General features: G+C 44.6%; 8 protein-coding genes. 7 read left to right on the top strand and 1 reads right to left on the bottom strand.

Features of this window, described 5'->3' with window-relative positions:
* Positions 1 to 2: 2 nt before the first annotated feature.
* The 7 genes from sdhA (at position 3) to sucD (ending at position 11,274) form a co-directional block, all read left to right on the top strand.
* A complete protein-coding gene (gene sdhA / locus FTT86_RS00270) occupies positions 3 to 1,901 on the top strand; it encodes a succinate dehydrogenase flavoprotein subunit (protein ID WP_180180361.1) in 1,899 nt (632 codons plus the stop codon).
* A gap of 14 nt (positions 1,902 to 1,915) precedes the next feature.
* Positions 1,916 to 2,626, top strand: a complete 711-nt coding sequence (locus FTT86_RS00275) for a succinate dehydrogenase iron-sulfur subunit (RefSeq protein WP_004279433.1) — start codon at positions 1,916 to 1,918, stop codon at positions 2,624 to 2,626.
* Between the two features lie 822 nt (positions 2,627 to 3,448).
* Complete coding sequence (locus FTT86_RS00280; protein ID WP_004279434.1) at positions 3,449 to 6,271, top strand: 2-oxoglutarate dehydrogenase E1 component; 2,823 nt, start codon at positions 3,449 to 3,451, stop codon at positions 6,269 to 6,271.
* Positions 6,272 to 6,289: 18 nt separating this feature from the next.
* Positions 6,290 to 7,504 carry a 2-oxoglutarate dehydrogenase complex dihydrolipoyllysine-residue succinyltransferase gene (gene odhB, locus FTT86_RS00285; protein ID WP_004279435.1) on the top strand — a complete coding sequence of 405 codons (1,215 nt, stop codon included), beginning with the start codon at positions 6,290 to 6,292 and terminating at the stop codon, positions 7,502 to 7,504.
* Between the two features lie 99 nt (positions 7,505 to 7,603).
* Positions 7,604 to 9,034, top strand: coding sequence for a dihydrolipoyl dehydrogenase (gene lpdA / locus FTT86_RS00290; RefSeq protein ID WP_180180362.1), 1,431 nt, complete (start codon positions 7,604 to 7,606; stop codon positions 9,032 to 9,034).
* 170 nt (positions 9,035 to 9,204) lie between these two features.
* Entirely contained in the window at positions 9,205 to 10,371 is a 1,167-nt protein-coding gene (sucC, locus tag FTT86_RS00295) for an ADP-forming succinate--CoA ligase subunit beta (RefSeq protein ID WP_085064490.1), read from the top strand.
* A gap of 12 nt (positions 10,372 to 10,383) precedes the next feature.
* Complete coding sequence (gene sucD, locus FTT86_RS00300; protein WP_004646291.1) at positions 10,384 to 11,274, top strand: succinate--CoA ligase subunit alpha; 891 nt, start codon at positions 10,384 to 10,386, stop codon at positions 11,272 to 11,274.
* A 65-nt stretch (positions 11,275 to 11,339) separates the two neighbouring features.
* Here sucD and FTT86_RS00305 read toward each other — a convergent pair whose 3' ends face one another.
* Positions 11,340 to 13,046 carry a flotillin family protein gene (locus tag FTT86_RS00305; RefSeq protein WP_180180363.1) on the bottom strand — a complete coding sequence of 569 codons (1,707 nt, stop codon included), beginning with the start codon at positions 13,044 to 13,046 and terminating at the stop codon, positions 11,340 to 11,342.
* Between the last annotated feature and the right edge of the window lie 33 nt (positions 13,047 to 13,079).

Consider the following 13,079-nt stretch of genomic DNA (forward strand, 5'->3'; position numbering starts at 1 on the left):
TCATGGGCGCTATAAACCCTAAAGAAGATTACACAAATATTCCGCATGAAACTTTCGATGCTGTCATCGTTGGTGGTGGTGGTTCAGGTATGCGTGCGTCTTACCAACTTGCTCAAGCTGGTTTGAAAGTTGCGGTTCTGACTAAAGTATTCCCAACTCGTTCGCACACTGTTGCAGCGCAGGGTGGTATTGGTGCATCTCTTGGTAACATGCAAGAAGATAACTGGCACTACCACTTCTACGACACTGTAAAAGGTTCGGACTGGTTAGGTGACCAAGACGCAATCGAGTTCATGACTCGTGAAGCGCCTCAAGTGGTTTATGAACTTGAACACCTGGGTATGCCATTCGACCGTAATGCTGATGGTACAATTTACCAACGTCCATTCGGTGGTCACTCAGCAAACTACGGTGAAAAAGCTGTGCCACGTGCATGTGCTGCTGCCGACCGTACCGGTCACGCACTTCTTCACACACTTTATCAAAGCAACGTGAAAATGGGCACTCAGTTCTTCGTAGAATGGATTGCGCTTGACCTGATCCGTAACGAAAAAGGCGACGTTCTAGGTGTTACAGCAATTGATCAGGAAACTGGTAAAATTGCAGTATTCCAAGCAAAAGCTACATTGTTTGCTACTGGTGGTGCTGGTCGTGTTTACCGTGCATCTACAAATGCTTATATCAACACTGGTGACGGTCTTGGTATGGCTGCTCGTGCAGGTATTCCATTACAAGATATGGAATTCTGGCAATTCCACCCAACGGGTGTTGCGGGCGCAGGCGTATTGTTGACTGAAGGTTGTCGTGGTGAAGGTGCAATCCTTCGTAACAAAGACGGTGAACCGTTCATGGAACGTTATGCACCAACTTTGAAAGACTTGGCGCCACGTGACTTCGTATCACGTTCTATGGATCAAGAGATCAAAGAAGGTCGTGGTTGTGGTCCTAAAGGCGATTACATCCTGCTTGATATGACGCACTTGGGTGCGGATACGATCATGAAACGTCTTCCATCTGTATTCGAGATTGGCAAGAAATTCGCGAACGTTGACATCACCAAAGAGCCAATTCCTGTAGTACCAACAATCCATTACCAAATGGGTGGTATTCCAACGAATATTCATGGTCAGGTGGTTGTTCCTGAGTCTCCTGAAACAGAAGCGCTTGTTGCTAACTACAACAAAGACACCGACGTTTACTCTACCAATGCTGAAGGTCGTGACTTTGCTAAGCCAGTAAAAGGTTTCTATGCAATCGGTGAATGTTCATGTGTATCTGTACACGGTGCAAACCGTCTAGGTACGAACTCATTGCTTGACTTGGTTGTATTTGGTAAGGCTGCTGGTCAACATATCATTGAATATGTGACTAAACAGCACGATGGCGAATATGAGCCACTTCCAACAACTGTGCTTCAAGAAACTGTTGAACGTATTCGTAAACTTGACGAATCGACTACAGGTGAGAATGCTCAAGACGTTGCTGATGCAATCCGTGACATCGTTCAAGACCACGCTGGTGTATTCCGTACATCTGCGCTTCTAGACGAAGGTGTGAAGCAGATTCTTGCAATTGAACCGCGCGTACGCAATATTCACTTGAAAGACAAATCTAAAGTATTCAACACTGCACGTATTGAAGCGCTTGAAGTTGAAAACTTGTATGAAGTTGCGAAAGCAACGCTTATTTCAGCTGCTGCTCGTAAAGAGTGTCGTGGTGCGCATACGGTTGTAGATTTTGAATTGTCACCAGATCATCCTGAATACCCATATGGTCGTCGTGATGATGAATGGATGAAGCATACTCTTTGGTTCTCTGCGGATAACCATCTGGAGTACAAGCCAGTTCGTTACCGTCCATTGTCGGTTGATGCGATTCCACCTAAACCACGTACATTCTAATCAGGAGAATTCAGATGAGTAGAGGTACTCGTACATTTCATATCTACCGCTACGATCCTGACAAGGATAAAGCACCGTACATGCAAACTTTTAAACTTGAACTGACTGACAAGCACCGTATGTTGCTTGATGCACTTCTTGCATTGAAAGTACAGGACGAAACTTTAACGTTCCGTCGTTCATGTCGTGAAGGTATTTGTGGTTCAGATGGTGTGAACATCAATGGTAAAAACGGTTTGGCGTGTCTTTGGAACCTGAACGATTTACCAAATGAAATTACTGTTCGTCCATTACCTGGTCTTCCTGTAGTGAAAGACCTGGTGGTTGACATGAACCAGTTCTATGATCAGTACAACAAGATCCATCCATTCTTGATCAACAACCAGCCTGCGCCTCCTAAGGAACGTTTACAGTCTCCTGAAGAGCGTGAGCATCTTGATGGTCTATATGAATGTATTCTATGTGCATGCTGTTCAACTTCATGCCCGTCATTCTGGTGGAACCCGGACAAGTTCTTGGGTCCTTCAGCATTGTTGAACGCTTACCGCTTCATCATTGATTCGCGTGATACGGGAACACAAGAGCGTTTGGCTCGTCTAGACGACCCGTTCTCATTGTTCCGTTGTAAAGGCATTATGAACTGTGTATCTGTATGTCCTAAAGGCTTGAACCCAACAAAAGCAATCGGTCACATCCGTAATATGCTTTTAGATATGGCAGGCTAATAGGCTGCTCTTCGCAGTTTAGAAAAAAGCACACCTTCAGGTGTGCTTTTTTTATGCAAACTATTGGAAAAATTAAAAAATCATAGGATAAAAATAAAGATACTATACTTAAAATGTATAAAGTTGAGTGAAACAGTCAGGAAAAGGGTAATGGCTTTGAGCGCCATATAAGAAGAACATGTGATTATTTGGGGTATTTATGATTTTTAGATGTAAAACTGACCTGAAAAATAGCAAGAACGATGTTATTATATAACGGAAATTTAAGGAGGGAGTGGATTGAAAGGTTTGCTCTCTTTTTATTTATCGGAAATGCTTAGGACTTAAGTCTACATTGAATCTATTTTTGAGATAAAGCACCATATATTAGAGTAAAATATCTGAACTGTATTTAGCCAATTTATGGAAGGTATGTGTCAAAAAAATCAATTGAAAAGTTGAGAACATGTTAGCATTTAGCCCATGACTATGTTTAAAAAATGCCACGCCAGGTACATTTTTTAAACACTGCATAATCAGGGACTGGTATATAAAAGGTAGACCCGAGTCGCTTTAGAAAAAATCTTTGTTAATGCTTGCTTTTTTCTAAGTCGATTTGCAAAAAATTGCCCGGTTTCGATCGGGTATTCAATGAGTGATGATGCCGCTGAGGGGCGTTATTGTTCATTAAACATATCAAGATTTTCTTGGTGTGGTAATAACGCCTCATGGCTTATGCCTTATGGGGGACTAGTATCATATTACCAATTTGATGCTAATAATCCTGGGTTTTGCTTAAAAAGCATCCTGAAAATGTTTTTGCAATAGGAAATGGGTCCACAAATGCAAGAAGTTGCTGACGCTCTGCGTCTTGACACTGAACTTTCCGCTGATAGTGCAGCGTATATTGAAGAACTTTATGAGCAGTATCTGACTGCTCCAGACTCAGTGGGTGCTGACTGGAGAGCGTACTTCGATAAATTCCCAAAAGGTGATCAACCACACAGTAATGTACGTGAGCAATTCCTACTTTTAGGTCGCAATTCAAGCCGTATTCAGCCTATTGTTCAGTCGACAGTCAGCTCAGAGCATGAACGTCGTCAAATTGGCGTGCTACAGCTGATTGCTGCGTACCGTAACCGTGGCCACCAGAAAGCAAAACTGGATCCATTAGGTTTGGCGAAGCGTGAAGTTGTGCCTGATCTAGATCTTGCTGCGCATGGTTTGACTCAGTCTGACTTAGACACAGTATTCAATACTGGTAACCTGGCGATCGGTAAAGAAGAAGCGACTTTGGCTGAAATGGTTCAGTCAATGGAAGCCACTTACTGTGGTTCAATCGGTGCTGAATACATGCACATCGTGGACACCAAAGAAAAACGTTGGATTCAACAACGTCTAGAAAGTGCACGCGGTCAATATGGCTTCAATGCTGATCAAAAGAAACATGTCCTTGAGCGTTTAACTGCGGCTGAAGGCCTAGAAAAATATCTTGGTAATAAATTCGTTGGTGCCAAACGTTTCGGCGTTGAAGGTGGTGAAGCATTCATCCCGATGGTCAACGAAATTATTCAGCGTGCAGGTTCTGTAGGCTGTAAAGAAGTTGTGATCGGTATGCCTCACCGCGGCCGTCTGAACCTTCTGGTTAACATCATGGGTAAGAACCCGGCTGACCTGTTTGGTGAGTTCGAAGGTAAGTCTATTCACAAGAAAGGTTCTGGTGACGTTAAGTATCACCAAGGCTTCTCTTCAAACGTGATGACTCCAGGTGGCGAAGTTCACTTGGCATTGGCGTTTAACCCGTCACACCTTGAAATCGTTGGCCCTGTGGTTGAAGGTTCGGTACGTGCACGTCAAGTACGTCGTAAAGACATTGGCGGCGATGACGTATTGCCATTAATCGTACACGGTGATGCTGCATTTGCAGGTCAGGGCGTCAACCAGGAAACTTTCCAGATGTCACAAACTCGCGGTTATACCGTGGGTGGTACAGTGCACATTGTGATTAACAACCAGGTTGGTTTCACGACATCTGATCCACGTGACGCGCGTTCTACTGAATACTGTACTGACATCGCAAAAATGATTCAGGCACCGATCTTCCATGTCAATGGTGATGATCCTGAAGCTGTGGTGTTCATTTCACAATTGGCACATGATTTCCGTCATACGTTCCGTAAAGACGTTGTGATTGACATGTTCTGCTACCGTCGTCGTGGTCATAACGAAGCGGATGAGCCAGCTGCAACTCAACCAATGATGTATCAAGTGATCAACAAGAAAGCGACTACGCGTACGCTTTATGCGGATCAACTGGTGCAACAGGGTGTTCTTGATCGTGCAAGTGCAGATCAGATGGTTGAAAACTACCGTGCAGACCTGGAAGCGGGTAATCACGTTGCCAATGCACTGGTACTTGAACCAAACAAAAAAATGTTTGTGGATTGGACTCCTTACTTAGGTCATGAGTACACAGACGAGTGGGATACAACTTTCCCAATCGAACGTCTAAAAGAGCTTGGCAAGAAAATGCGTGAGCTTCCTGAAGGCTTCGTGATGCAGCGTCAAGTTGCAAAAGTAATTGATGACCGTCTGAAAATGCAAACGGGTGAAATGCCTCTGAACTGGGGTGCTGCTGAAACTCTGGCGTATGCAACTGTACTAGATGATGGTTACTTGCTTCGTTTAACGGGTGAAGACGTGGGTCGTGGTACTTTCTCACACCGTCATGCAAAACTGCATAACCAGGTAGATGGCTCAACTTATCTTCCGCTGTGTAACCTGAAAGAAAACCAGCCGCGTACTGCAATCTATGACTCTTTATTGTCAGAGATGGCTGTATTGGCATTTGAATATGGTTATGCGACGACTCTTCCTAAGAGTTTGATCATCTGGGAAGCGCAATTCGGTGACTTCGCAAACTGTGCACAAGTGGTAATTGATCAGTTTATCTCATCTGGTGAAACCAAATGGGAACGTGTATGTGGCTTGACCATGCTTCTTCCTCACGGTTTTGAAGGTCAAGGTCCAGAGCATTCATCTGCACGTTTGGAACGTTTCTTGCAGCTATGTGCTGAAGACAACATGCAAGTCATCACACCGACCACGCCTGCGCAGATTTTCCACGCATTACGTCGTCAAGCGATTCGTCCAATCCGTAAGCCATTGATTGTTACTTCGCCGAAATCTTTACTTCGTCACAAGCTTGCTGTATCTAGCCTTGAAGAGCTTGCAAACGGTACATTCCAAACCGTGATTGATGAAGTAGACAACATCAACAAGTCAGATGTAACCCGTCTGGTACTGTGTGGTGGTAAGGTGTATTACGACCTAGTTGAAAAACGTCGTGAAAAAGAATTGAACAACACTGCAATTGTACGTATTGAACAATTATATCCATACCCAGAAAAACGCCTGGCAGAAGTGCTTGCGCAATATCCAAACGTTAAAGAACTTGTTTGGGCGCAAGAAGAACCGAAGAACCAAGGCGCTTGGTTGTTCATCGCACCGCGTCTATATGACGACGTGATGAAAGCGGGTAAACAAGTACGTATTAGCTATGCAGGCCGTGAAGCTTCTGCTGCACCGGCATGTGGTTCACCATATTTGCATGCAAAACAACAAGCTCAGCTCATCAACGACGCGCTTGCGATCGACGCTGAATAATCCAGGAGATTCTAAGTAATGGCAACCGAAATTAAAGCACCGGTATTCCCAGAGTCAGTTGCGGACGGTACGATCGCAACTTGGCACAAACAACCAGGTGAAGCAGTGTCACGTGATGAAGTGATCTGCGATATTGAGACTGATAAAGTTGTTTTAGAAGTTGTTGCTCCTGCAGACGGTACACTTGCATCTATTATTAAAGGTGAAGGCGATACTGTTCTTTCAGCTGAAGTCATTGCACAGTTTGAAGAAGGTGCTGTTTCTGGCGCTACGCAAACTCAAGCAGTTCAGTCTGAAGAGAAAGTTGAACAAGCTGCTGCGCAAACTGAAGCGGGTAATGCACCGATCGTTGAACGTCAACAAGTACAGGATCAGGCTCCAGCAGTGCGTAAAGCATTGACTGAATCTGGTGTTGCAGCTGCTGATGTTGCAGGTACTGGTCGTGGCGGTCGCATCACGAAAGAAGATGTGGCAAATCATCAAGCGAAACCGGCAGCACCTGCAGCGCAACCATTAAGCGTTGCAGTGGGCGAGCGTATCGAAAAACGTGTTCCTATGACTCGCCTTCGTAAGCGTGTTGCTGAACGTTTACTTGCAGCGACTCAAGAAACTGCAATGTTGACCACGTTCAACGAAGTGAACATGAAACCAATCATGGAAATGCGTGCTCAATACAAAGATGCATTTGAGAAGCGTCATGGTGCGCGTCTTGGCTTCATGTCATTTTTCGTTAAAGCAGCAACTGAAGCACTTAAACGCTATCCAGCGGTAAATGCTTCAATTGATGGCGATGACATCGTGTATCACGGTTACTACGATATCGGTGTTGCAGTTTCATCTGAGCGTGGTCTAGTGGTTCCTGTACTTCGTGATACAGACCGCATGAACTATGCTGAAGTTGAAAACGGTATTCGTGCATATGCTGGCAAAGCACGTGACGGTAAGCTGGGTATCGAAGATATGACTGGCGGTACATTCACTATTACTAATGGTGGTACTTTCGGTTCATTGCTTTCTACACCAATTCTAAATACACCACAAACTGCGATTCTGGGTATGCATAAAATCCAGGAACGTCCGATGGCGGTGAATGGTCAAGTAGAAATCTTGCCAATGATGTACCTGGCACTGTCTTATGACCACCGTTTAATCGATGGTAAAGAAGCAGTTGGTTTCCTTGTAACAATCAAAGAATTGTTAGAAGAGCCAGCGCGTCTTATCCTTGATCTGTAATTTATTCATTAAAAATCTCCCCTAACCCCTCTTTAAAAAGAGGGGAAGATCCCCCTTTGGAAAAGGGGGATTAATAAGGGGGATTAGTTGGAGATAAACATGTCTCAATTCGATTTAGTCGTAATTGGTGGTGGCCCGGGCGGCTACGAAGCAGCAATTCGTGCAGCTCAACTTGGTTTTAAAGTTGCGTGTATCGAAAAACGTATTCATAAAGGTAAACCATCTTTAGGTGGTACTTGCTTAAACGTCGGTTGTATCCCGTCTAAAGCTTTACTTGATTCTTCACATCGTTATGAAGATACAGTTCAACATCTAGATGACCATGGTATTACGACTGGTGAAGTTAAATTCGATCTTTCTAAAATGCTGGCTCGTAAAGACAAAGTTGTAGATCAATTGACTGGCGGTATCGATCAGTTACTTAAAGGTAATGGCATCGAGTGGTTAAAAGGTACGGGTAAACTGCTTGCAGGTAAAAAAGTAGAATTTGTTTCTCACGAAGGTGAAACTCAAGTTTTAGAGCCTAAATATGTGATTCTTGCGACGGGTTCTGTACCAGTAAATATTCCAGTGGCTCCTGTAGATCAAGACTTAATTGTTGATTCTACTGGCGCGCTTGAATTCCCAGAAGTACCTAAGCGTTTAGGTGTAATTGGTGCGGGCGTGATCGGTCTTGAGCTTGGTTCAGTATGGCGTCGTTTGGGTGCGGAAGTTGTTGTATTTGAAGCAATGGATGCATTCTTACCAATGGCTGATAAAGCATTGGCAAAAGACTTCCAAAAACTGTTGACTAAGCAAGGTATGGATATCCGTATCGGTGCGAAAGTTGCAGGTACTGAAATTAATGGTCGTGAAGTAACGGTTAAATATAACCAAGCTGGCGAAGACAAAACTGAAACTTTCGATAAATTGATCGTTTGTGTAGGTCGTCGCGCATACGCTGAAGGTTTATTGGCTGAAGATTCAGGCATTAAGTTGACTGAACGTGGTTTGGTTGAAGTAAACGATTGGTGTGCAACTTCGGTTGAGGGTGTATACGCGATTGGTGACTTGGTACGTGGTCCAATGCTTGCGCATAAAGCAATGGAAGAAGGCGTAATGGCGGTTGAGCGTATTCACGGTCATGCTGCACAAGTGAACTATGACACCATTATTTCTGTAATTTACACACATCCGGAAGCGGCGTGGGTAGGTTTAACAGAACAGCAAGCGACTGAAAAAGGTCACGAAGTTAAAACGGGTCAATTCGGTTTTGCTGTGAACGGTCGTGCTTTAGCTGCGGGTGAAGGTGCCGGTTTCGTGAAGTTTGTTGCTGATGCAAAAACGGATCGTTTACTCGGTATGCACGTGATTGGACCTGCTGCGTCTGATATCATTCACCAAGGTATGATCGCGCTTGAGTTTGTATCTTCAGTTGAAGATCTTCAGTTGATGACTTTCGGTCACCCGACATTCTCTGAAGTGGTACATGAAGCTGCACTTGCAGTTGATGGTCGCGCGATTCACGCGATCCAACGTAAGCGTAAGTAATTCGAAAAAAGAGCGACTTAGGTCGCTCTTTTTACATTTCATGGTTGTTTTTATTGGAACAATCATCTAAAAATAAAGATAACGATTTTAAGAAATGCTGGTACTGCTTTGACGGACGTCTGGGTGCTAGTGGTTTATAACAAGGCAAAGAAGTAATAAAAGGTTATTCAATGAATTTACATGAGTATCAAGCAAAAGCGCTATTAAAAAAATATGGTATGCCTGTACAGGAAGGGATACTTGCCACCAATGCCGATGAAACGGTGCATGCTTTCGAGCAGTTGGGTGGAAAGTTTGCAGTATTGAAAGCACAAGTGCATGCGGGTGGCCGGGGTAAGGCTGGTGGGGTAAAAGTAGTGAAATCGGCTACTGAGGCTGCTGAATATGCCAACCAGATTATTGGTTCACGCTTGGTGACTTATCAGACTGATGCCAATGGTCAGCCGGTCAATAGCATTTTAGTCTCGGAAGATGTTTATCCGGTGGAACGCGAGCTGTACTTGGGCGCTGTGGTGGATCGCTCGACTCGCCGCATCACTTTTATGGCATCGACTGAGGGCGGTGTTGAAATTGAGAAAGTGGCCGAAGAAACCCCTGAAAAAATTATTAAAGTTGAGGTTGATCCTTTAGTCGGCTTAATGCCATTTCAGGCACGCGAAGTTGCTTTTGCACTTAAACTCAAAGATGGACAAATCAATCAATTTGTTAAAGTCATGACGGCTGCCTATCAGGCATTTGTAGACAATGATTTTGCACTTTTCGAAATCAATCCGCTGTCTGTGCGTGAAAACGGCGACATTCTGTGTGTCGATGCCAAAATCGGAATTGATTCGAATGCACTGTACCGTTTGCCTGAAGTGGCTGCTTTGCGTGATAAGTCTCAAGAAAATGAACGTGAGTTAAAAGCCTCTGAGTTTGATCTAAACTATGTGGCACTTGAGGGTAACATTGGTTGTATGGTCAATGGTGCCGGTCTTGCCATGGCAACCATGGATATTATTAAGCTGTATGGCGGTCAACCAGCCAACTTCCTGGATGTGGGTGGTGGTGCGACCAAGGAGCGTGTGATTGAAGCCTTTAAAATTATCTTGGCAGATCACTCTGTCCAGGGTGTATTGATTAATATTTTTGGTGGAATTGTACGTTGTGACATGATTGCTGAAGCAATTATTGCAGCGGTTCAGGAAGTAAATGTGACAGTTCCTGTGGTTGTTCGCCTCGAAGGCAACAATGCGGAACTGGGTGCAAAATTACTGGATGAATCAAGTTTGAAATTGATTTCTGCACATGGTCTTGCTGACGCTGCAGAAAAAATCGTTGCTGCTGTAAAAGCTTAAGGAGTATCTAACATGAGCGTATTAGTTAATAAAGACACTAAAGTATTGGTACAGGGCTTTACAGGCAAAAACGGTACATTCCATTCTGAACAGGCTTTAGCCTACGGCACTAAAGTCGTGGGTGGTGTAACCCCGGGTAAAGGTGGTCAAACCCATTTAGAATTGCCTGTATTTAATACCATGCGTGAAGCAGTGAAAGAAACAGGTGCAGATGCTTCAGTGATTTATGTTCCGGCACCCTTTGTACTGGACTCTATTGTTGAAGCGGTTGATTCTGGCATTGAGTTAATTGTGGTAATTACTGAAGGTGTACCGACCATCGACATGCTCAAAGCCAAGCGTTATCTGGAAACCAATGGTAATGGCACACGTCTGATCGGACCAAACTGTCCGGGTATTATTACGCCGGGTGAATGTAAGATCGGGATCATGCCGGGGCATATTCATCAGCCGGGTAAAATCGGGATTATTTCGCGTTCAGGCACACTGACTTATGAGGCTGTGGCGCAAACCACAAAACTCGGTTTAGGTCAGTCGACCTGTATCGGTATTGGTGGTGACCCAATTCCGGGCATGAACCAGATTGACTGCTTGAAACTGTTCCAGGAAGATCCGCAAACTGAAGCCATTATCATGATTGGTGAGATTGGTGGTACAGCTGAAGAAGAAGCAGCTGAATATATTCAATCGAATGTGACTAAGCCAGTTGTTGGTTATATTGCGGGTGTAACTGCACCTAAAGGCAAACGTATGGGTCACGCAGGTGCGATTATTTCAGGTGGTAAGGGCACAGCTGAAGAAAAATTTGCTGCCTTTGAACGTGCGGGTATGGCGTATACGCGTAGTCCTGCCGAACTTGGTTCGACCATGCTGCAAGTGTTAAAAGATAAAGGTTTAGTTTGATATTCACATTAGACCTTCAATAAAAAAGCTCCCAAATGGGAGCTTTTTTATATCTCATTCTATTTTTAAGTTTTAGCTTTAAGGCTTTGGGTCATCCCATTAATATCTCCACCCTGAATACCGAGCTCACTCATCAGGCTGTCAATGAGCGGTGCCTGGCTACGATAACGCAGGGCGCTATTCACCACCTGATCTGAAAGAGCAACATTACTATTCTCATGATGGGCATCTGCCTGACAGGCACCGGCATGACCGCCATGTAGGCCATTCACTTGGAGAATCTTGATATCATCAATATTCTCCATTGGCTTGACACTTTCTCTGATAATTTCAGGCAAGTATTTCAGCATGGCCAGACGAATCTGCATTTCGACCTGTTCAGGTGACAGGACGTTATTGGCTTCATTGACCGCACGTGTACCTTCAGCATCCACCTGATACTGTTTCTCCATTGCCTGAGCCAGTAGAATTTTCGCATCCGCTTCGCCCTTGGCTTTAAGGCGGACTTTTTCTGCTTCCGCCTCAGCCGCAATCCGCACTGCTTCTGCATCATCTGCTGCCGCTTGTTTGCCAGCTTCAGCGGCAACTGTAATGGCAATTGCATCTTTTTCAGCATGTTCTTTGGCTGCGACCAGCTCAACTGCCTTTTGACGCTCTGCTTGCTGGATTTGACGTACGGTGATGACTTCTTCTTCCGCTTTTACCGCTTGTGCACGCGCCTGATCGGCTTGGGCTTTAGCTTCAGATTCAGCACGTGATTTTTCCGCAATGGCAATGGCGCGGTCCTGTTCAGCGAGTTCAATGGTTTTCTTTTGCTCGACCTGTGCTTTTTGAATCAGCTGAGCCTTTTGAATATTTTCATTTTCGACATCACGGGCGGCCAAAATACGCTTGAGTTCGACTTCTCGTTCAGCGGCAATTTGTGCTTCTTCTGCTTCACGTTTTTTGCCGGCTTCCTGAGCGGCAATTTCAGCCAGCTGTTCAGCACGGCGAATGGCAATTTCACGTTCTTGTTGCAGCTTGGCATATTCTTCTTCACGAATAATTTGCAGGCGCGCCTGTTCAGCTTCCAGATTTTTGGTTTTGATCGCCAGATCGGTATCCTGTTCAATGTGGTTACGCTTGCGGCGACGATCTTCAATGGTTTCAGTGAGCTTGGTCAGACCTTCAGCATCAAATGCATTTTGCGGGTTGAAGTATTTAAATCCGGTCTGATCCAGTCCGGTTAGGGAAACCGTTTCAAGCTCCAGACCATTTTTATGTAAATCTTCCGAAACGACTTGCTGTACTTTTTGTACGAAATCGACGCGTTTTTCATGCAGTTCTTCCATGGCCATTTCTGCAGCCACTGCGCGCAGTGAATCAACGAACTTACCTTCCACCAGATTTTTTAGTTCATTCGGTGACATGGTTTTTTGACCAAGGGTTTGTGCTGCGGTGGCAATTGAATCTGCGGTAGGTTTGACTCGGACATAGAATTCGGCCATGACATCGACTCGCATACGGTCACGGGTAATCAGTGCCTGATCATCAGCACGGCGGACTTCAAGACGTAGGGTATTCATATTTACTGGAATGATTTCATGCAAGACAGGGAGCACGATTGCGCCTCCACCTAAAATCACTTTTTCTCCACCCCAACCGGTACGTACAAAGGAAATTTCCTTGCTTGAACGACGGTATAAACGTGCAATGATGAGACCGAAGGTCACCAGTGCTACAAAAATAATTCCCGCAATAATTAAAATATTATATAAATCAAATGTTAACATTGTTATAAAGTCTCAATTGAGTGCTAGCTAAAT

The sequence above is a fragment of the Acinetobacter sp. YH01021 genome (genome assembly GCF_013420255.1).
Lineage (GTDB): Bacteria > Pseudomonadota > Gammaproteobacteria > Pseudomonadales > Moraxellaceae > Acinetobacter.

Excerpts from the sequence above, each read along its gene's own strand:
- sdhA (WP_180180361.1), top strand. The coding sequence starts at position 3 with ATGGGCGCTATAAACCCTAAAGAAGATTACACAAATATTCCGCATGAA.
- FTT86_RS00275 (WP_004279433.1), top strand. The coding sequence starts at position 1,916 with ATGAGTAGAGGTACTCGTACATTTCATATCTACCGCTACGATCCTGAC.
- FTT86_RS00280 (WP_004279434.1), top strand. The coding sequence starts at position 3,449 with ATGCAAGAAGTTGCTGACGCTCTGCGTCTTGACACTGAACTTTCCGCT.
- odhB (WP_004279435.1), top strand. The coding sequence starts at position 6,290 with ATGGCAACCGAAATTAAAGCACCGGTATTCCCAGAGTCAGTTGCGGAC.
- lpdA (WP_180180362.1), top strand. The coding sequence starts at position 7,604 with ATGTCTCAATTCGATTTAGTCGTAATTGGTGGTGGCCCGGGCGGCTAC.
- sucC (WP_085064490.1), top strand. The coding sequence starts at position 9,205 with ATGAATTTACATGAGTATCAAGCAAAAGCGCTATTAAAAAAATATGGT.
- sucD (WP_004646291.1), top strand. The coding sequence starts at position 10,384 with ATGAGCGTATTAGTTAATAAAGACACTAAAGTATTGGTACAGGGCTTT.
- FTT86_RS00305 (WP_180180363.1), bottom strand. The coding sequence starts at position 13,046 with ATGTTAACATTTGATTTATATAATATTTTAATTATTGCGGGAATTATT.